22 protein-coding genes are annotated in these 19,489 nt (G+C 72.7%); 18 read left to right on the top strand and 4 right to left on the bottom strand.

The annotated features are described in order from the left end of the window. Positions 1–168 precede the first annotated feature (168 nt). Positions 169–753 carry a hypothetical protein gene (locus AB0F81_RS18195; protein ID WP_360198492.1) on the top strand — a complete coding sequence of 195 codons (585 nt, stop codon included), beginning with the start codon at positions 169–171 and terminating at the stop codon, positions 751–753. On the opposite strand, the gene hypB is transcribed toward AB0F81_RS18195, so the two are convergent. After that, on the bottom strand, positions 711–1,412 hold the full coding sequence (gene hypB / locus AB0F81_RS18190) for a hydrogenase nickel incorporation protein HypB (protein WP_360198489.1): 702 nt from the start codon (positions 1,410–1,412) through the stop codon (positions 711–713). The genes AB0F81_RS18195 and hypB overlap by 43 nt on opposite strands. Further along, on the bottom strand, positions 1,412–1,741 hold the full coding sequence (locus AB0F81_RS18185) for a hydrogenase maturation nickel metallochaperone HypA (protein WP_360198486.1): 330 nt from the start codon (positions 1,739–1,741) through the stop codon (positions 1,412–1,414). Before AB0F81_RS18185 ends, hypB begins: the two co-directional genes overlap by 1 nt. 127 nt (positions 1,742–1,868) lie before the next feature. Between AB0F81_RS18185 and AB0F81_RS18180 the strand changes: the two genes are divergently transcribed. The 12 genes from AB0F81_RS18180 (at position 1,869) to AB0F81_RS18125 (ending at position 13,908) form a co-directional block, all read left to right on the top strand. Next, a complete protein-coding gene (locus AB0F81_RS18180) occupies positions 1,869–2,858 on the top strand; it encodes a hydrogenase expression protein HypE (RefSeq protein WP_360198483.1) in 990 nt (329 codons plus the stop codon). Beyond that, positions 2,855–4,594 carry a nickel-dependent hydrogenase large subunit gene (locus AB0F81_RS18175; RefSeq protein ID WP_360198480.1) on the top strand — a complete coding sequence of 580 codons (1,740 nt, stop codon included), beginning with the start codon at positions 2,855–2,857 and terminating at the stop codon, positions 4,592–4,594. Before AB0F81_RS18180 ends, AB0F81_RS18175 begins: the two co-directional genes overlap by 4 nt. Continuing rightward, positions 4,587–5,102: a hypothetical protein gene (locus AB0F81_RS18170; RefSeq protein ID WP_360198477.1), complete on the top strand. Its 516-nt coding sequence runs from the start codon at positions 4,587–4,589 to the stop codon at positions 5,100–5,102. The genes AB0F81_RS18175 and AB0F81_RS18170 overlap by 8 nt, the downstream gene beginning before the upstream one ends. Further along, positions 5,099–5,704: a DUF5947 family protein gene (locus AB0F81_RS18165; RefSeq protein WP_360198474.1), complete on the top strand. Its 606-nt coding sequence runs from the start codon at positions 5,099–5,101 to the stop codon at positions 5,702–5,704. Before AB0F81_RS18170 ends, AB0F81_RS18165 begins: the two co-directional genes overlap by 4 nt. Continuing rightward, on the top strand, positions 5,701–6,339 hold the full coding sequence (locus AB0F81_RS18160; protein ID WP_360198471.1) for a DUF6084 family protein: 639 nt from the start codon (positions 5,701–5,703) through the stop codon (positions 6,337–6,339). Before AB0F81_RS18165 ends, AB0F81_RS18160 begins: the two co-directional genes overlap by 4 nt. After that, a complete protein-coding gene (locus tag AB0F81_RS18155) occupies positions 6,336–7,619 on the top strand; it encodes a hypothetical protein (RefSeq protein ID WP_360198468.1) in 1,284 nt (427 codons plus the stop codon). The genes AB0F81_RS18160 and AB0F81_RS18155 overlap by 4 nt, the downstream gene beginning before the upstream one ends. 91 nt (positions 7,620–7,710) lie before the next feature. Then, on the top strand, positions 7,711–8,187 hold the full coding sequence (locus tag AB0F81_RS18150) for a hydrogenase maturation protease (RefSeq protein WP_360198465.1): 477 nt from the start codon (positions 7,711–7,713) through the stop codon (positions 8,185–8,187). A 2-nt stretch (positions 8,188–8,189) separates the two neighbouring features. Beyond that, positions 8,190–10,778: a carbamoyltransferase HypF gene (gene hypF, locus AB0F81_RS18145; protein WP_360198461.1), complete on the top strand. Its 2,589-nt coding sequence runs from the start codon at positions 8,190–8,192 to the stop codon at positions 10,776–10,778. A 27-nt stretch (positions 10,779–10,805) separates the two neighbouring features. After that, the gene (locus AB0F81_RS18140) at positions 10,806–11,060 is read left to right on the top strand and encodes a HypC/HybG/HupF family hydrogenase formation chaperone (RefSeq protein WP_360198458.1); all 255 of its coding nucleotides are present in this window, start codon (positions 10,806–10,808) and stop codon (positions 11,058–11,060) included. After that, positions 11,044–12,138 (top strand): hydrogenase formation protein HypD, encoded by a 1,095-nt coding sequence (gene hypD, locus AB0F81_RS18135; RefSeq protein WP_360198455.1) that lies wholly within the window; start codon positions 11,044–11,046, stop codon positions 12,136–12,138. Before AB0F81_RS18140 ends, hypD begins: the two co-directional genes overlap by 17 nt. Further along, positions 12,135–13,190, top strand: a complete 1,056-nt coding sequence (gene hypE, locus AB0F81_RS18130; RefSeq protein ID WP_360198452.1) for a hydrogenase expression/formation protein HypE — start codon at positions 12,135–12,137, stop codon at positions 13,188–13,190. The genes hypD and hypE overlap by 4 nt, the downstream gene beginning before the upstream one ends. A gap of 1 nt (position 13,191) precedes the next feature. Next, positions 13,192–13,908 (top strand): DUF6390 family protein, encoded by a 717-nt coding sequence (locus AB0F81_RS18125; protein ID WP_360198449.1) that lies wholly within the window; start codon positions 13,192–13,194, stop codon positions 13,906–13,908. Here AB0F81_RS18125 and AB0F81_RS18120 read toward each other — a convergent pair. Then, positions 13,871–14,902, bottom strand: a complete 1,032-nt coding sequence (locus AB0F81_RS18120) for an LLM class F420-dependent oxidoreductase (protein ID WP_360198446.1) — start codon at positions 14,900–14,902, stop codon at positions 13,871–13,873. The genes AB0F81_RS18125 and AB0F81_RS18120 overlap by 38 nt on opposite strands. Next, complete coding sequence (locus AB0F81_RS18115; protein WP_360198443.1) at positions 14,902–15,987, bottom strand: alcohol dehydrogenase catalytic domain-containing protein; 1,086 nt, start codon at positions 15,985–15,987, stop codon at positions 14,902–14,904. Before AB0F81_RS18115 ends, AB0F81_RS18120 begins: the two co-directional genes overlap by 1 nt. A gap of 88 nt (positions 15,988–16,075) precedes the next feature. Between AB0F81_RS18115 and AB0F81_RS18110 the strand changes: the two genes are divergently transcribed. The 5 genes from AB0F81_RS18110 (at position 16,076) to AB0F81_RS18090 (ending at position 19,486) form a co-directional block, all read left to right on the top strand. Next, a complete protein-coding gene (locus AB0F81_RS18110; RefSeq protein ID WP_360198566.1) occupies positions 16,076–16,672 on the top strand; it encodes a TetR/AcrR family transcriptional regulator in 597 nt (198 codons plus the stop codon). A gap of 130 nt (positions 16,673–16,802) precedes the next feature. Continuing rightward, positions 16,803–17,564, top strand: coding sequence for a glucose 1-dehydrogenase (locus AB0F81_RS18105; RefSeq protein WP_360198440.1), 762 nt, complete (start codon positions 16,803–16,805; stop codon positions 17,562–17,564). Between the two features lies 1 nt (position 17,565). Further along, positions 17,566–18,489, top strand: coding sequence for an SDR family NAD(P)-dependent oxidoreductase (locus tag AB0F81_RS18100; protein WP_360198437.1), 924 nt, complete (start codon positions 17,566–17,568; stop codon positions 18,487–18,489). After that, positions 18,482–18,937: a pyridoxamine 5'-phosphate oxidase family protein gene (locus AB0F81_RS18095; RefSeq protein WP_360198434.1), complete on the top strand. Its 456-nt coding sequence runs from the start codon at positions 18,482–18,484 to the stop codon at positions 18,935–18,937. The genes AB0F81_RS18100 and AB0F81_RS18095 overlap by 8 nt, the downstream gene beginning before the upstream one ends. A gap of 18 nt (positions 18,938–18,955) precedes the next feature. Next, positions 18,956–19,486: a hypothetical protein gene (locus AB0F81_RS18090; RefSeq protein ID WP_360198431.1), complete on the top strand. Its 531-nt coding sequence runs from the start codon at positions 18,956–18,958 to the stop codon at positions 19,484–19,486. Positions 19,487–19,489 lie beyond the last annotated feature (3 nt).

Raw genomic sequence — 19,489 nt, 5'->3', positions numbered from 1 at the left:
CTACCGGACACAAGTGTCCGATGCCCTGGTCAAAGCACAGCAGATATGGACATACAGGGGGCCATTGCTGGGTGGACAAGGTTGGGTCTGGTGGCTCCCGCCGACCTGTTGCACGTTGGTTTCCGTGCCGGTCATCCCGGCACGGTGACGCGACCAGGGAGTGACGACGTGATCTGGCAACGATTCTCGGCACATCGCAAGCTCGTGGCGGCCAACGGGGGCCGGTGGGCGAGCTGGCGGGTTCCGGCGGCGCGCAACACACGCACGGCCACCGGGCTGGCGGCGCCGATGATCCGGGAACCGGAGGCCGGCTGGTGGCACGACTCGGTCACCGTCGCGGTGATCCGCGCCCACGAGATCCGCGACGACAGCGGCTCCGCGGTGGCCCGGCTGGCCGTCCTGGCCGAGGACGACGAGGACGAGCTGCTCGTGGTGGTGGGCGCGTCCGCGATGCGCGCCGACCACCGCTCGGTGATCACCGGTCTGCGTGACCGGTTGCCCGGGCACCGGGTGGTCGAGGTGCCGGTGTGGCACGGCGAGGACGGGTTCCGCAGCGGCGCCGCCGTGGCCGAACGGCTGCTCGCCGACCGCGCGCTGCCCGTGGTGGTCACGCCGGGAACGCTGCTGCACACCATCTCGGCGCAGATCTCCAGCTATCTGCGCGCCGACCGGGTGCTGCGGGTGCTGCGCACGGCTTCGGGCGCCGAGCTCTACGAGGTGTGGTCGCGGCGGCCGGAGGCGGCCCTCAACTGATCGAGCCAGGCATACCACGCGTCCAGATTGTCGCCGCGGGTCGCGGACACCTCCACGACCTGCGCCCCCGGGTTGACCGCCGCCACGTGCCGGCGGCAGTGCGCCACGTCGAAGTCGACGTACGGCAGCAGGTCCACCTTGTTGATCAGAACGAGCCCGGCCACGGCGAAGACGTGCGGGTACTTCAGCGGCTTGTCGGCGCCCTCGGTCACCGAGAGGATCACCACGCGGTCGCGTTCGCCGAGGTCGAACAGGGACGGGCAGATCAGGTTGCCGACGTTCTCCACGAAGAGCACGCCACCGCGGGGCGGCGCCAGCCGGTCCAGGGCGGACCCGAGCATCGCGGCGTCCAGGTGACAGCCCGCCCCGGTGTTGATCTGTACGACCGGGCACCCGGTACGCCGGATCCGCTCCGCGTCCAGCGGTGTCTGCTGGTCACCCTCGACCACCGCCAGCCGCCGCGGCCCCAGATCGCGGATCGTGCGTTCGAGCAGCGTGGTCTTGCCCGAGCCGGGCGAGCTCATCAGGTTGACCGCGAGCACACCGCCGGCGGCGAGCCGGTCCCGGTTGGCCGCGGCGATCTCGTCGTTGCGGGCCAGGACCTTCTGCTCGAGCGTGATCACCTCGACCTGCTCGTCACAGCCGCAGGTGCCGCACATCAGCCCACCTCCATCGAGATGATCCGCAGGTCCCGCCCGGCGGTGACCTCCACATCGGCGCTGCCGCAGGGACAGAGCAGGACCAGGTCGGGCAGGCCGAAGTCGGCGCCGCAGGACCGGCAGTGCCCGGCGCCGGGCTGGTGCTCGATCTCCAGGTCCGCGCCGTCGGCGACGGTCCCCTCGGCGGCCAGGCGGAAACACCAGCGCATGGCCTCCGGCACCACCGCGGTCAGCGCTCCGATCCGGACGGTGACGCGGCGCACCCGCCGGCCGGCGGCCCGTTCACAGACCGCGTCGGCGACGTTTGTGGCGATGGCGAGTTCGTGCATGGCCTCGCTCGCTAGCCGGGCAGGGGATTGACATCGTCTCACGACGCGGGACTAGCTAGTCAGATACGTCACACACCCGGGTCAGGTCATCATGACGTCACAGGAACCGGAAGATCCCCTCATCCACGTGCTGTGGATCAATGCGGGACTCAGCTGCGACGGGGACTCGGTGGCGCTCACCGCGGCCACCCAGCCCAGCATCGAGGAGATAGCCCTGGGCGCCCTGCCCGGCCTGCCCCGGATCGCCGTGCACTGGCCGCTGATCGACTTCGAGTGCGGGCCACGCGGCGGGGCGGACGACTTCCTCTCCTGGTTCCTGCGCGCCGACGCCGGTGAGCTGGAGCCGTTCGTGCTGGTCGTCGAGGGGTCCATCCCGGACGAGCGGTTGCACGCCGAGGGCTACTGGTCCGGGTTCGGCAACGACCCGGACACCGGGCAGCCGCGGACCACCAGCGACTGGCTGGACCGGCTGGCCCCGAAGGCGACCGCGGTGGTGGCGGTCGGCACCTGCGCCACCTACGGCGGGATCCACGCGATGGCCGGCAACCCGACCGGGGCGATGGGCGTGCCCGACTACCTGGGCTGGGAGTGGCGGTCCAAGGCGGACATCCCGATCGTCTGCGTGCCGGGCTGCCCGATCCAGCCGGACAACCTGGCGGAGACCCTGACCTACCTGCTCTACCAGGTCACCGGTCAGGCGCCGATGATCCCCCTCGACGAGGCGCTGCGGCCGACTTGGCTGTTCGCGCAGACCGTGCACGAGGGCTGCGACCGGGCCGGCTACTACGAGCAGGCCGACTTCGCCGACGGGTACGGCTCGCCGAAGTGCATCGTGAAACTCGGCTGCTGGGGGCCGGTGGTCAAGTGCAACGTGCCGAAACGGGGCTGGATCAACGGGGTGGGTGGCTGCCCCAACGTGGGCGGCATCTGCATCGGCTGCACGATGCCCGGCTTCCCGGACAAGTTCCAGCCGTTCATGGACTCGCCGCCGGGCGGGCACCTGTCCACCCGGGTGATCGGCCCGTACGGCAAGGCGGTCAAACGCCTGCGCGCCATCACCGCGCACACCCTGGATCGTGAGCCCAAGTGGCGCCGGCCGAGAGTGGGGACCCGATGACCGAACTGGTGGAGATGGCCTGGGACCCGATCACCCGGATCGTCGGCAGCCTCGGCATCTATACGAAGATCGACTTCGCGAACCGGGTCGTCGCCGAGTGCAAGAGCACCAGCTCGATCTTCCGCGGCTATTCGATCTTCATGAAGGGCAAGGACCCGCGCGACGCGCACTTCATCACCAGCCGGATCTGCGGCATCTGCGGGGACAACCACGCCACCTGCTCCTGTTACGCGCAGAACATGGCCTACGGGGTGAAGCCGCCGCACCTCGCCGAGTGGATCGTGAACCTCGGTGAGGCCGCCGAGTACATGTTCGACCACAACATCTTCCAGGAGAACCTGGTCGGGGTGGACTACTGCGAGAAGATGGTCGCCGAGACCAACCCGGGCGTGCTGGAGCAGGCCAACCGCACCGAGGCCCCGCACGCCGGCGAGCACGGCTACCGCACCATCGGCGACATCATGCGCTCGCTGAACCCGTTCACCGGCGAGTTCTACCGCGAGGCGCTGCAGGTCAGCCGGATGACGCGGGAGATGTTCTGCCTGATGGAGGGCCGCCACGTGCACCCCTCCACGCTCTATCCGGGCGGGGTCGGCACGGTCGCCACGATCCAGCTGATGACCGACTACCTGAGCCGGCTGATGCGCTACGTCGAGTTCATGAAGAAGGTCGTGCCGATGCACGACGACCTGTTCGACTTCTTCTACCAGGCGCTGCCCGGTTACGAGCAGGTCGGCAACCGGCGGGTGATGCTCGGCTGCTGGGGGTCCTTCCAGGACCCGGAGCAGTGCAACTTCCGGTACGCCGACATGACCGGCTGGGGCCGCAAGATGTTCGTCACCCCGGGCATCGTGGTCGACAACCGGCTGGTCACCACCGACCTGGTCGAGATCAACCTGGGGATCCGGATCCTGCTCGGCTCGTCGTACTACGACGACTGGGAGGACCAGGAGATGTTCGTGACGCACGATCCGCTCGGCAACCGGGTGGACCGGCGGCACCCGTGGAACCAGCACACCAACCCGCGCCCGCAGAAACGCGACCTGGGCGGCAGGTACAGCTGGGTGATGTCGCCGCGCTGGTACGACGGCACCGAACACCTCGCGCTGGACACCGGTGGCGGCCCGCTCGCCCGGCTCTGGGTGACCGCGCTCGCCGGGCTGGTCGACGTCGGATACGTCAAGGCCACCGGCTCCAGCGTGCGGATCACCCTGCCGAAGACCGCGCTCAAGGGCCCGGTCGAACTGGAGTGGACCATCCCGCGCTGGAGCAACACCATCGAGCGCAACCGGGCCCGGACCTACTTCCAGGCGTACGCCGCCGCGTGCGCGCTGCACTTCGCGGAGAAGGCGCTCGCCGAGATCCGGGCCGGGCGCACCCGCACGTGGGAGCCGTTCGAGGTGCCCGACGAGGGGATCGGGTGCGGGTTCACCGAGGCGGTGCGGGGCGTTCTGTCACACCACATGGTGATCCGGGACGGGAAGATCGCCAACTATCACCCGTACCCGCCGACGCCGTGGAACGCCAGTCCGCGCGACGGGTTCGGCACGGCGGGACCGTACGAGGACGCCGTCACCGGCCAGCCGATCTTCGAGGAGAACGACCGGGACAACTTCAAGGGCATCGACATCATGCGTACGGTGCGCAGCTTCGACCCGTGCCTGCCCTGCGGGGTGCACATGTACCTGGGCGGCGGCAAGAAGCTGGAGCTCGTCCACTCCCCCACCGGTGGGTGACGTGCCGGGCGAGGACTGGCGGGCGGCCGGGGAACGCATCGACGCGCTGCTGACGTCGGGCGGCCCCGGCCGGGACCGCGCCGAGGAGCTGGCCCGCCTGCTGACCGGCCTGTACGGCGCCGGCCTGCACCGGCTGCTGGAGCTGCTGCACGCCCACGGCGCGCTGACCGACCCGGTGCTGACCGCGATGGCCCGCGACGACCTGGTGGCGAGCCTGCTGCTGGTGCACGGGCTGCACCCGGACGACGTGCCGACCCGCGTGGAGCGGGCCCTCGCGCAGACCGGCGACGACGTGGCACTGCTCGAGGTGACCGCGGACGGCACCGCCCTGCTGCGGGCGCCGGCCGGTGGGTGCGGGTGCACGACGGCCGGCCGCGACGAGCGGATCCGGGCCGCGGTCGAGGCGGCCGCCCCGGAGGTCACCGCGATCGCCTACGAGCCGGCGGCGCCGCTGATCCCGGTCTCGGCGCTGTTCGAGCGGCCGGCCGGAGCGGGAGGCGTGCCGTGACCGAACCGCTGGCCGCGCTGCGCCGGGCCGCGCGGGCCCGGCCGAAACCCACCGGGCCGCGCTGCGACATGTGCGCCGTGCCGATCCCGGACGAGCACCGGCACGTCGTGGACCTGGAGCAGCGGTCGCTGATGTGCAGCTGCGTCGCCTGCCATCTGCTCTTCGCGGACGAGCACGCGCAGCTGCGGTACCGCGCCGTACCGGACCGGTATCTGGCGCTGCCCGGGCCGGGGCTGGACGAGCGGGCCTGGGACGAGCTGCAGATCCCGGTCGGGCTGGCGTTCCTGTTCCGCAACTCGGTCCAGGACCGGATGGTGGCCTGCTATCCGGGGCCGGCCGGCGCCACCGAGTCGGAGCTGCCGCTGAACGCGTGGGACGCGCTGGTGGCCCGGCACCCGGCGCTGCGCACCATGCGCCCGGACGTGGAGGCGCTGCTGGTCCGCCGCGACAGATCCGGCGCGAACGGCTGCTATCTGGTGCCGATCGACGTCTGCTACGAGCTGGCCGGCGCGCTGCGCACCCGCTGGCACGGCTTCGACGGCGGCACCGAGGCGCACCGGGCCATCGACGCCTTCTTCACCCGGCTGAGGGAGCGCACGTGAACGACTACCGGTTCACCGTGCTCGACGTGGTCGCCGAGCCCTACGCGATCGCCCCGCAGCTGACCGCCCGGCTGCGCATCGACGCCGGCGAGGGGAGCCGGATCCACGCGGTCGTGCTGCGCTGCCAGGTCCGCGTCGAACCGCAGCTGCGCCGCTACGAGCCGGCCGAGCAGGAGGGTCTGCGCGGCCTGTTCGGCGAGCCGGAACGCTGGGCCGACACCGTCCGGCCGTTCCAGTGGATGCAGTGCAGCGTCACGGTGCCCGGCTTCACCGGCCGTACCGATCTGGACCTGCCGATGCCGTGCACCTACGACCTCGACGTCGTCGGCTCCCGATATCTGCACGCCCTCGGCGCGGGCAGCGTGCCGCTCAGCTTCCTCTTCTCCGGCACGGTCTTCACCCGCGGCACCACCGGCTTCGCGGTCGAGCAGATCCCGTGGAGCTGCGAGGCCCGCCACCGGATGCCGGTCACCGTGTGGCGGCAGATGATCGAGTCCTACTACCCGAACAGCGGCTGGCTGCGGGCCGGCTCGGAGACACTGACCCGGCTCGCCGCGTACCGGGACCGGCACGGCCTCACCGGCTGGGACGAGACCTTCCAGAGACTGCTCGCCGCCGACGGGCCACGGTCGTGAGCCTGGACGCGGCCCGGGCGGTCGCCGACGCCGTCCTCTACGAGGGGTACCTGCTGTACCCGTACCGGGCGAGCGCGGCCAAGAACCGCACCCGCTGGCAGTTCGGCGTGCTCGGACCGCCGGCTGCGGCGGGCGGCGAGCCGCCGGACATGGCGATGCAGTGCCTGGTCCGGCAGCACGGCGCCGGCACGGTCAGCATCCGGTTGCGCTTCCTGCAACTGCAGACCCGCGAGGTACGGGCGAAGCACCCGGACGGCACCGAGGAACCGGTGGCCGAGCTGACCGTCGCCGGGACCTCCGTGCTGAGCTGGGACGAGGCGGTGGAACGCGAGATCGAGCTGCCGGAGCTGCCGGTCGGCGACGACGTCACCACCGAGGTGGCCGTGCCCGGCGGCCACGACACCGAGTCACTGACCGAGGCGGACGGCACGATCGTGGGGCGCATCGTGCGGCGCCGCTGGCCGATCACCGCGCGGGTGAGCCTCACCGCGGTCCCGGACGGCGACCTGCACCGGCTGACCGTGGCGGTGGCCAACACCCACCCCGGTCCGGTGGGCCGTGCCGAGGCCGTACGCCACTCGCTGCTCGGCGCGCACCTGCTGCTCGAAGCCGGCGATGCCGCGTTCGTCTCGGTGATCGAACCGCCGCCGGAGGCGGCGGCGGCCGCCGCCCGCTGCCGGCAGCAACGCTGCTGGCCGGTGCTGGCCGGCTCGGACCGGCTGCTGCTCGGCTCGCCGATCATCCTCTACGACCATCCGCGGATCGCCGAGCAGAGCAACGGCCACCTCTTCGACTCGACCGAGATCGACGAGCTGCTCACGCTGCGGGTGATGACGCTGACCGACGCGGAGAAGGCGGAGGCCCGGGCCACCGACCCGCGGGCGGCCGCCATCATCGACCGCTGCGACGCCGCCACCGCCGCCGACCTGGACCGGCTGCACGGCACCCGCCGCGATCCGGACTCGTCGTCGGTGCTCATCGCCGGGGTCCGGGTCGGCAAGGACAGCCTGGTCCGGATCCGCCCGAACCGGCGCGCCGACGCTCAGGACCTGTTCTTCGCCGGCCGCGTCGCCCGGGTCACCGCGGTCGAGGAGGACCTGGACGGCGCCACCCACGTCGCGGTGGTGCTGCTCGACGACCCGGCCGCCGAGCTGCACGACTGGTACGGCCGCTACCTCTACTTCGCACCCGACGAGCTGGTGCCCCATCCACCCGCCCCACCCACCACTCAGAACCGGACTGAGGACCGCCATCAGCCGGGAAGGGAGCACCCGTCATGAAGGTTCTCGGGGTCGCGGTGGTCGCGCTGGCCGCCGTGGTCGTCGCCCGCTCCTGGCCGGACATCCGCCGCTACCTGAGGATGCGCTCGATGTGAACGGCGTGCTGGTGGCCGGCATCGGCAACCTCTTCCTGGGCGACGACGGCTTCGGCCCGGCGGTCGCCCGGCGGCTCGCCGCCGAGCCCGGCCTGCCCGCTGACGTACGGGTCGTCGACTACGGCATCCGCGGCCTGCACCTGGCCCACGACCTGCTGGCCGGTTTCCGGGCCCTGGTCCTGGTCGACGCCCTGCCGCCCGGCCCCGATCCTCCCGGCACAGTCCTGACCCTGTCCGTGCGAGTTCCGGGCGCGCAGCGCCCTCTCGATGCGCACGGGATGGACCCGCTGGCTGTGCTGGACGCTGTGGAGCGCCTCGGCGGCACGGTCCCACCGGCCTATGTCGTCGGCTGCCGGGTTGCTGACGTCGGCGAACGCATCGGTCTCAGCCCCTCGGTCGCCGCCGCTGTGCCGCACGCGGTCACCGCCGTGCGCACGCTTCTCGCCGCCGAGTGCACCGTTGGGGGGCGATAGCCGTGTGCCTGGGCATTCCGGGGCGGGTGCGGGAGATCCTGCCCGGCAACGAGGGTCAGCTCGCGCTGGTCGACGTCGCGGGCGCCGGCCGGCGGGTGAACGTCGGCATGCTGGACTCGCCGCCGCAGCCAGGCGACTGGGTGCTGATCCACCTCGGCTTCGCGATGGAGATCATCGACGAGGCGCAGGCGTCCCGGGCGATGACCGGGCTGCAGCTGATGGGCAGCGGCCCGCCGGCACGGATCCGGCGCCGGTTCACCGTGCGCGGGCTGGTGCAGGGGGTGGGCTTCCGGCCGTTCGCCTACGTGACGGCGGCGGAACTGGCGCTCAGCGGCGAGGTCGCCAACACCGCGGACGGCGTGATCGTCGAGGTGGAGGGTGAAGCGGAGGCGGTCACCGAGTACGGCCGCCGGCTGCGCACCAGCGCACCCCCGCTGGCGATGGTGACCGCCGTGGACGAGGCGGACCTCCCGCCGGCCGGCGGCACCGGCTTCACCATCGCCACCTCGGACGGCAGCGGAACCGCGCGCACCCTGGCCTCGCCCGACGTCGCGACCTGCGCGGACTGCCGGCGGGAGCTGCGCGACCCGGCCGGCCGGCGGTTCCGGCACCCGTTCATCACCTGCACCAACTGCGGGCCGCGGTTCACCATCATCGACACCCTGCCCTACGACCGGGCGGCCACCACGATGGCCGGCTTCCCGATGTGCGAGGCCTGCCGCGCCGAGTACGACGACCCGGCCGACCGCCGCTTCCACGCCCAGCCGATCGCCTGCCCCGACTGCGGCCCCCGCCTCGAACTGGTCACTGCCGGCCCGCCGGCTCGCCCCGGCGAAGAAGCCCGGCACGGTGAGGACGCGCTGCGGGAGGCGCGGCGGATGCTCGCGGCCGGGGCGATCGTCGCGGTGAAGGGCCTCGGCGGCTACCACCTGGCCTGCGACGCCCGCAACGAGTCCGCGGTGACCACGCTGCGCGACCGCAAGCGACGCGGCGGCAAGCCGTTCGCGGTGATGGTCGCCGACCTGGCGACCGCCCGCGAGCTGGTGACACTCACCGACGCCGAGGAGGCCCTGCTCACCGGCGTGCGCCGGCCGATCGTGCTGCTACCCCGCCGAGACCGAGGCCGGGACCGACCCGAAACCGGCGTGTTGATCTCGGGTGCGCATCGGGGCCGAAATCAACACGCCATCGCTGACGCGGTCGCGCCGGACCACACGGACCTGGGCGTGATGTTGCCCTACACGCCGGTGCACGAGCTGCTGTTCGGCCTGCCCGGCGACCCGCCCGGCCCGGACGCGCTGGTGATGACCTCGGGCAACCTGGCCGGTGAGCCGATCGCCGCCGACGACCGGGACGCCCTGGTGCGGCTCGCGCCGCTCGCTGACGCCTGGCTGCGGCACGACCGGGCCATCCGGGTGCCCTGCGACGACTCGGTCACCCGGCACGCCGGCGGCGCGGAGCTGCCGGTGCGCCGGTCCCGCGGGTACGCGCCGCTGCCGGTCAGCCTGCCGTTCGAGCTTCCGCCGGCGCTGGCCGTCGGCGCCGACCTGAAGAACACCTGCGCGATCGCCGCCGGGCGTTACGCCTGGGCCAGCCAGCACATCGGCGACCTGGACGACCTGGCCGGCATCGACGCGCTGACCGCGAGCGAGCGGCACCTGGAACGGCTCACCGGAATCCGCCCGGAGCTGCTGATCGCCGACCTGCATCCGGGATATCACTCCACCGGCTGGGCCCGCGCGCACGCCGCCGGCCGCCCGCTACGCCTGGTCCAGCACCACCACGCGCACATCGCCGCGGTGCTGGCCGAGCACGGGGTGGCCGCGGACGAGCAGGTGATCGGGTTCGCGTTCGACGGCACCGGCTACGGGACCGACGGCGCGGTGTGGGGCGGCGAGGTGCTGATCGCCGGGTACAAGGCGTTCCGCCGGGTCGCGTACCTCGGCTATGTGCCCCTGGCCGGCGGGGATGCGAGCGTGCGGCGGCCGTACCGGATGGCGCTGTCTCATCTGCGCGCCGCAGGCGTGCCGTGGTGGCCGGCGCTGCCGCCGGTGGCGGCCTGCCCGCCGGCCGAGCGGCATGTGCTGGACCGGCAGTTCGGCAGCGGTTTCGGGTGTGTGCCGACCTCCAGCATGGGCCGGCTGTTCGACGCGGTGGCCGCGCTCGCCGGGGTGCGGCAGACCGTCGAGTACGAGGCGGAGGCCGCGATGATCCTGGAGGGCCTGGCCGCCCGGCACGGGCTGGAGCCGCATCCGGCCTACGTGTTCGAGCTGCGCGGGGACGTCGCCGACCCGGGTCCGGTGATCCGGGCGGTGGCCGCGGACGTGCGCGGGGGCGTGTCCCCGGTGACGGTCGCGGCCCGCTTCCACGCGGCGGTCGCCGGCCTGATCGTCCGGCTGGCCGAGCGGTGCCGGGAACAGACCGGGCTGGGTGTGGTGGCGCTCGGCGGCGGCGTGTTCCAGAACGCGCTGCTGCTCGCGGCCGCCGAACAGGACCTGGCCGAGCGCGGCTTCCGGGTGCTGCGGCCCCGGCTGCTGCCGCCCAGCGACGGCGGCATCGCGCTCGGCCAGCTGGCCGCCGGCGCGACATAGGTCGGCCTCATCGAGGAGGGAGACGTCATGTGCCTCGCTGTTCCCGGCCGCGTGCTGAGCATCGCCGAGACCGACGGCGTGCCGATGGCGCAGGTCGACTTCGGCGGGATCCGCAAGGAGGTGTGCCTGCAGTACGTGCCGCACGTCCAGGTCGGCGAGTACGTGATCGTCCACGTCGGCTTCGCGATCCAGCAACTCGACGAGGAGTCGGCCCGCCAGACCCTCGCCAACTTCGAACGGCTGGGCATCCTTGAGGAGGAGTTCCGTGAAATACCTCGATGAGTTCAGCGATCCCGCCCTGGCCGCCCGGCTGGTCGAGCAGATCCACGCGGCCACCACCCGGCCCTGGGCGATGATGGAGGTCTGCGGCGGGCAGACCCACTCGATCATCCGGCACGGCATCGACCAGCTGCTGCCCGAGGGGGTCGAGATGATCCACGGGCCGGGCTGCCCGGTCTGCGTCACCCCCCTCGAAGTGATCGACAAGGCGCTGGCGATCGCGTCCCGGCCCGGGGTGATCTTCTGCTCGTTCGGGGACATGCTGCGGGTGCCCGGCAGCGGCCGGGACCTGTTCGGGGTGAAGAGCGCCGGCGGCGACGTCCGGGTGGTCTACTCGCCGATGGACGCGCTGAAGCTGGCCCGGGAGAACCCGGACCGCCAGGTGGTCTTCTTCGGCATCGGGTTCGAGACCACCGCCCCGGCCAACGCGATGACCGTCCACCAGGCGAAACGGCTCGGCCTGAGCAACTTCTCGCTGCTGGTGTCGCACGTGCTGGTGCCACCGGCGATCGCGGCCATCATGGAGTCGCCGCGCTGCCGGGTGCAGGCGTTCCTGGCCGCCGGGCACGTGTGCAGCGTGATGGGCACCCGGGAGTACCCCCCGCTGGCCCACAAGTACGGCGTGCCGATCGTGGTCACCGGTTTCGAGCCGCTGGACATCCTGGAGGGCATCCGGCAGACCGTCACCCTGCTGGAGGCCGGCCGGGCCGAGGTGCGCAACGCCTATCCGCGGGCGGTGCGGGACGAGGGCAACCCGGCGGCGATGGCGATGCTGCGGGACGTGTTCGAGGTGACCGACCGGACGTGGCGCGGCATCGGCGAGATCCCGGGCAGCGGCTGGCGGCTCTCCGAGCGGTACCGGGAGTTCGACGCGGAGCTGCGGTTCGACGTCGGTGGGCTGCGGACCGCGGAGTCGCCGCTGTGCCGCTCCGGCGAGGTGTTGCAGGGGCTGCTCAAACCGCACGAGTGCGCGGCGTTCGGCAAGCAGTGCACGCCGCGGACCCCGCTCGGCGCGACCATGGTGTCGTCGGAGGGAGCCTGCGCGGCGTACTACGCGTACCGGCTGGTGAGCCACTCATGACGCTGGACTTCGAGAGCTGGACGTGCCCGGTGCCGCTGCGCGACACCCCCACGATCGTGCTGGGGCACGGCGGCGGCGGCGCGATGTCGGCCGAGCTGGTGCACCATCTCTTCCTGCCCGGGTACGGGCCGGCCGGCGCCCCCGGTGAACTGGGCGACTGCGCGGTCCTCGACGTCGGCGACACCCGGCTGGCGTTCTCCACCGACGGGTTCGTGGTCAAGCCGATGTTCTTCCCCGGCGGCTCGATCGGCGACCTCGCGGTCAACGGCACCGTCAACGATCTGGCGATGGCCGGCGCCACCCCGCTGCACCTGTCGGCCGCGTTCATCCTGCAGGAGGGCACCGCGCTCGCCGAGATCGGCCGGATCGCCGGGGCGATGGGCGCCGCCGCCCGCGCCGCCGGGGTCCGCCTGGTCACCGGCGACACGAAGGTGGTGGACAACGGCAGCGGCGACGGCGTCTACGTCACCACGGCCGGGATCGGGGTGGTCCCCGACGGCGTGGACATCCGTCCCGGCCGGGCCGCCCCGGGCGACGCGATCCTGGTCAGCGGCGATCTGGGCCTGCACGGGGTGGCCGTGCTGAGCTGCCGGGAGGGCCTGACGTTCGGCACCGAGGTGCGCAGCGACACCGCGCCGCTGCACGGTCTGGTCGCGGCGATGCTCGCCACCGGCGCCGATCTGCACGTGCTGCGCGACCCGACGCGGGGCGGGGTGGCGTCCGCCCTCAACGAGATCGCCAAGGCGGCCGGGGTGGGCGTGGAGCTGACCGAACGGGACCTGCCGGTGCCGGGTGCGGTCGCGGACGCCTGCAGTCTGCTCGGCCTCGACCCGTTGCAGGTCGCCAACGAGGGCAAACTGGTCGCGTTCGTGCCGGAGGCGCAGGCCGATCGGGTGCTGGAGGCGATGCGGGCGCATCCGTACGGTGCGGGCGCAAGAAAGATCGGCACCTGCGTGCCGGAGCATCCGGGCATGGTCGTGGCGCGCACCGCGCTGGGTGGCACCCGGGTGATCAGCATGCCGATCGGTGAACAGCTGCCGCGGATCTGCTGACATGAGCGAATCCGGTACGCGGCTGTTCGCCCGCTACGCCTATCCGCCGAACGCCCTCGGCTACTGCGGGCCGGAGGGCGCCTCGGTGCTGCTGCGCGCCGACGCGACCGCGGAGATCGCCGCGCGGGCCCGCGCGTTCGACGGCGCCTGGGCCTACCTGGAGTTCATCGCCGGGGCGGCGGGCATCGCCGACCCGCTGGACAGCCGGGTGGTCGAGGCGTACTGGATCGGCAACGACCTGCTGGACCGGGTGCGGCCGGCCGAGCTGACCGCGTTCCTGCGGCACCGCTTCGCCGGTCAGGCCGGCGGCACCTGGTCGTCGGCGCAGGAACGGGCGATGGCCCACCACAGTTTCCACGTGTTCGAGGTGTATCCCTGGCTGGAGCTGCTGCAGCGCACCGGCAGCCCGGCCGCGGTGTCGGTGCTGGACCGCTGCCGCATCCGCACCGGCGTGGTCACCGCGGTGCACGGCCCCACCGCCACCGTGGTCTCCCGGCCGCTGATCTGGGCGGGCGGGGCGCTGGACCACGGCCCGCCGTCCGAGGAGGTGGCCCGGTCGCTGCCCCGTGAGGTCGAGCCGGGCGACCGGGTGGCCCTGCACTGGGACTGGATCTGCGACATCCTCACCGAGTCTCAGCAGAGCGCCCTGGAACGCCACGAGCAGCACCGGATCGCCGCTGTCACCCGAGGATCTGGCGCAGGGCCGCGACGTCCTTGACCCGCTCGGCCCGGGTCGTGGCCAGCGGGGACACCAGGATCGTGGTCACGCCGGCCTCGGCCAGCGCGTCCAGCCTTCTTCTGATCTCGTCCGGGACGCCGACCAGGCAGGTCGCGGCGACCAGGTCGTCCGGCACCGCGGCCGCGGCCTCGGCCTTGCGGCCGCTCAGGTAGAGCTCCTGGATCAGCTCGGCCTCGCGCGGATAGCCGTAGCGGCGGATCAGGTCGTTGGAGAAGTTGCGCTTGCGCGCGCCCATGCCGCCCAGATAGAGGGCGAGCTGCGCACGGTGCGCGCCGAGCAGGGCCGGTGACGGCTCAGTCACGGCAAACGGTACGGGCACCGACACGTCCAGGGGCCCGAGGGCGGGGTCCCGGCGGGACCGGCCGTCGGACAGTGCCGCACCGAAGACCCGGTCGGCCGCGCGCGGATCGAGGAAGAGTGCCTGCCAGCCGTCGGCGATCTCGGCGGCCAGCGCCACGTTGCGCGGGCCCATCGCGGCGAGCAGCACCGGGATCCGCTCCCGGACCGGCCGGTTGATCAGCTTGAGCGGCTTGCCGTAGTCGCCGGGCAGCGGGATCCGGTAGTGCTCGCCCTCGAAGACCAGCGCCTCGCGCCGCCAGACCCGCCGGCAGATCTCCACGATCTCCCGGGTCCGGCCGACCGGTGCGTCGTAGCGCACGCCGTGGAAACCCTCGACGACCTGTGGGCCGGAGGCGCCGAGCCCGAGCGAGAACCGGCCGCCGGAGACGTAGTCCAGCCCGGCCGCGGTCATCGCGGTCAGCGTCGGGGTGCGGGTGTAGGTCTGCATCACCCCGGAGGCCAGCCCCATGGTGCGGGTCCGGGCCGCCAGATAGCCGAGCTGGCTGACCGCGTCGAAGCTGTACGCCTCCGGCACCACCACCAGCTCGGCGCCGGCCTGCTCGAACTCGACCACCTCGTCGACCGACTCGGCGAAGCCCTGCCCGCTGTAGCCGAGCTGGATGCCGAGGCGCATCAGGCGTCCCCGTGGATGATCACCTGGCGGATCACGTCGCCGCTGCCGAGGGCGGCCAGGGCGTCGCCCACCTGGTCCAGGCGCAGCCGCCGGCTGATCATGCCCTCGATGTCGAGGCGGCCGGCCCGCCACAGGTTGAGCAGACGGACGAAGTCGCGGGGCGGGTCGGCCGAACCGTACAGCGACGGGATGATCGTCTTGCCCTCGAAGAGCAGCTCGAACGGGCTGAACTCCACCCTGTCCTCGGCGCGGCCGGCGCCGACCACCACCACGGCGCCGCCCCGGCGGGTGGCGGTCCAGGCGGTACGCAGCGTCTGCGGCACGGCGACCACGTCGAAGGCGTAGTCGAAGCCCTCTGGGACCACCGCGGTCTGCAGGTCGCTGAGCTCGTCGGGGGTGGCGGTGTGGGTGGCGCCGAAGCGGCGGGCGGTCTCGTGCCGGGCGGGCACCGTGTCGACGGCGACGATCACGGCAGCGCCGGCGAGCCGGGCGCCCTGGACCGCGGCGATCCCCACGCCGCCGCAGCCGATCACCACGACCGTGTCGCCGGGCCGCACCGCCGCGGTGTTGATCACCGCGCCGACGCCGGTCGTGACGCCGCAGCCGACCAGGGCGGCCACCTCGTACGGCACGTCGGGGTCGATCTTCACGGCGCCGGCCCGGGGCACGACCATCTCCTCGGCGAACGCGCCGCACCCGGCCATGCCGAAGACGGGCAGCTCACCGGCCATGAAGCGGGGCATGACGTAGCCGGCCATCACGTGCGTCATGCACAGGTAGGGCTCGTTGCGCCGGCAGTGGGTGCAGGTGCCGCAGGAGGGCAGCCAGTTGACCGCGATCCGGTCGCCGGGTTCGAGGTCGTCGACGCCGTCGCCGACGGCGAGCACGTCGCCGGCCGCCTCGTGGCCGAGGACCGCCGGCACCGGCTGGGGCAGGCCGCCGCTGAGCGCGGACAGGTCGGAGTGGCAGACGCCGGAGGCCCGCACCCGCAGGTGCACCTCGCCCGGCCCGGGGCCGAGGACGGTCACGTCGTCACGCAGGTCGAGTTTCTCTTCGCCGATCGTGTGGAGAACCGCCGCGCGCATCCCGCCACCCCTCTCCAAAATTAGAACGCGTTCTACGCTATCGGGGCGGGGTGCACCAAGCAAGCGTTCGGCAGGGTCGCATAATGACCTGGTGACGACCCCTAAGAACAGCTCGGAGCGCCGCGCCGCCCTGGTGCAGCTCGCCGGCGACCTTTTCGCCGAGAAGGGCTTCCGGGCCACCACGGTGCGCGAGATCGCCGACGCGGCCGGCATCCAGTCCGGCAGCCTCTACCACCACTTCGACTCGAAGGAGTCGATCGGCGACGAGCTGCTCAGCGCCTTCCTCGACGACGTGCTCACCGGATACCGGGCGGCGGCCGGCTCCACCGACGATCCGCGCAAGGCGATCGAGGAGATCGTCCGGTCCAGCACCGCCACGCTGAGCCGGCACCGGGCCGCGCTGACCATGCTGCAGAACGACTGGACCTACTTCAGCGCGCAGCCGCGGTTCGCCTACCTGCGCACCGCGATGAAGGAGATCGAGCAGACCTGGATCGAGCAGCTGGAACGCGGCAAGGAGCAGGGCCTGTTCCGCGCCGACCTGGACGCCCGGCTGATCTACCGGCTGCTGCGCGACGTGCTGTGGATGCCGACGTCGTGGCGGCCGAGCAAGGGGGCGGGCTGGAGCACCGACGAGATCGTCGACGGCCTGCTGCGGCTGCTCTTCGACGGCATCAACGCCTGACAATCCCGCCGCCGCGGTCTACGCTGCGAACCAAGCAAGCGTTAGGTCAATCCCCGGCTGACCCCCAGTGCCGTGTCAGCGCGCCTGACACAGCACTCGCGGTCAGCCGGGGTCTGCACCGGGAGGCGCGATGGGGCGGCTGGACGGCAAGGTGGCACTGATCACCGGTGGGGCCCGGGGCATGGGCAAGGCGCATGCCCGGCACTTCGTCGCCGAGGGGGCCCGGGTGGTCGTCGGCGACGTGCTCGACGACAGGGGGCAGGCGGTCGCCGACGGGCTCGGCGCGGACCGGTGCCGGTTCGTGCACCACGACGTGACCAGCGAGGCCGAGTGGGCGGCCGCGGTCGCGGCGACGCTGTCCGCGTTCGGGCGCGTCGACGTGCTGGTCAACAACGCGGGCATCCTGCGGCACGCGCCGGTCGCCGAGATGGAGCCGGCCGAGTTCCGGCAGGTCATCGAGGTCAACCTGATCGGCACCTGGCTGGGGATCCGGCAGGTGGCGCCCGCGATGACCACGGCCGGGGGCGGGTCCATCGTGAACATCTCGTCGATCGAGGGCTTCGCCGGGGCGGCCGGGCTGTCGGCGTACAGCGCCAGCAAGTTCGGCGTCCGCGGCCTGACCCGGTCGGCGGCGCAGGAGCTGGGCCCGCTCGGCATCCGGGTCAACTCGGTGCACCCCGGCGGGGTGATGACGTCGATGGCGCTCTCCGCGGCGCAGACCATGACCGGGGTCGACCCGACCGGCTTCCTCAAGGCGCTGCCGATCGCCCGGTTCGCCGAGCCGGTGGAGATCTCCCGCCTGGTCGCGTTCCTGGCGTCGGACGAGTCGTCCTACACCACCGGCGCCGAGTTCCTCGCCGACGGCGGCCTGCTCAGCGGCCCGGGTTACTGACATGGCCGGCACGCTGGACGGGCGCGTCGCGATCGTGACCGGCGCCGGGCAGGGGCTCGGGGCGGCCGAGGCGGTCGCGCTCGCCGCCGACGGCGCCCGGGTGGTGCTCAACGACCTGCCCGGGCCGGCCCTCGACCGGGTCGCCGACCGGATCAAGACAGCCGGCGGGGAGGCGGTCGTCTGCCCCGGCGACGTCGCCGAGTGGTCCACCGGCCAGGCGCTGCTGCAGACGGCCACGGCGGCCTTCGGCGGACTGGACGTCCTGGTCAACAACGCCGGCGTGCTCCGCGACCGGATGATCTTCTCGATGTCCGAGCAGGAGTGGGACACCGTCGTGCGGGTGCACCTGCGCGGCCACTTCGTCACCACCCGCTTCGCGACCGCCTACTGGCGCGAGCGCAGCAAGGCCGCCGGCGGCCCGGTGCACGCGCGGATCATCAACACCGCCTCCGAGGCCTTCCTGCTCGGCTCGGCCGGGCAGGCCAACTACGCCGCCGCCAAAGGCGGCATCGTCGCCCTGACTCTCGCGACGGCACGGGGTTGCGCGACCTATGGGGTACGGGCGAACGCCCTCTGCCCGCGCGCCCGCACCGCGATGACCGGCGAGCTGATGGGCCCCGCCCCGGACGGCCCCGACCCGATGGCTCCGGAGCTCGTCGCGCCGCTGGTCACCTATCTGGCCGGGCCGGCCGCCGAGCGGGTCACCGGCGAGGTGTTTGTCGTGCACGGCGACGTGGTGGCGGTGCTCGGCCCGCCGACGGTGCGCGCCACCTTCCACGCCGCCGCCGGCCGGTGGACGGTGCCGGAGCTCGACGCCGCGCTGAGCACGGTCTTCACCGAGGACCCGCCCCGGCCCGGCTTCGTCTGCGAGGACACCCTGCCGCTGGCCGCGTCCACGTTCGGCGAGGAGCGGCGCGATGCCTAGCCGGCGTGCGGACGTGACGATGACCGGGGAGGAGATCACGGCGCTCCTGTCGTACGCGAGGAAGCTGCAGCTCGCCACCATCAACCCGGACGGAACGCCGCACCTGGTGGCCATGTTCTTCGGCCTGGCCGAGGGCCGGATCGCGTTCTGGACCTATCGGGCCTCGCGCAAGGCGCACAACCTGGCCCGCGATCCGCGGGTCACCTGCCTGGTCGAGGACGGCGAGGACTATTTCGAGCTGCGCGGCGCGCAGGTGTCCGGTGTGGTGGAACGCATCGACGACCTGGCCGGAGTCACCGAGGTGGGCCGGCTGATCGCCGCGCGCATGCCCGACGTGCCGCGTGACGCGCTCGACGCGTACGTCGCGCAGGCCGCCCGCAAACGGGCCGCCTACCTGGTGAAGCCGGTCCGGACGGCGAGCTGGGACCATCGCAAGCTGGTGAGCTGACGCCGTAGTCTGACCCGGATGCACGGGCGGGCGATGATCATCGGAGTCGGCGGCGCGGCCGCGGTGGTGGCCGTGACGTGGGCGGTCGGCGCGGTCACCGGGTTCGGCAGCTTCGCCACCGCCTGGACCGTGCACTTCGCCATGATGGCCTGGATGTCCGGCCTGCTCGACGCGGCCCGGCCGGGGCTGCGAGGTGACTGGTTCCGGGTCCGCGCCTGGGAGCCGGGCGTCTACCGCCGGGCCGGCGTGTGGTGGTACATGCGGTTGCTGCGCGCGGTCGGCTGGGAACGGCTCAACCGCGCCGGGCGCCGGTTCGACGGCACCCGGGAGTCGTTGCCCGCCTTCGACCTGGCCACCCGCCGGTCCGAGCTGGCGCACCTGGTGCTCGCCGCGATCGGGACGGTCCTGGTCGTCGTCGCGGTGGCCTTCCGGTCCTGGGGCGCGGCCGGCTGGCTGGCCGTCCTCAACGTCGTCCTGCACTGCTACCCGGTGCTGCTGCAGCGTGCGGTGCGGTTCCGGCTGCAGCGGCTCGCGCGGGTCCGCACCTAGACT

This window comes from Actinoplanes sp. NPDC024001 (assembly GCF_040638955.1).
Classification (GTDB): Bacteria; Actinomycetota; Actinomycetes; order Mycobacteriales; family Micromonosporaceae; genus Actinoplanes.
This window is presented reverse-complemented; position numbering and strand designations above follow the sequence as displayed.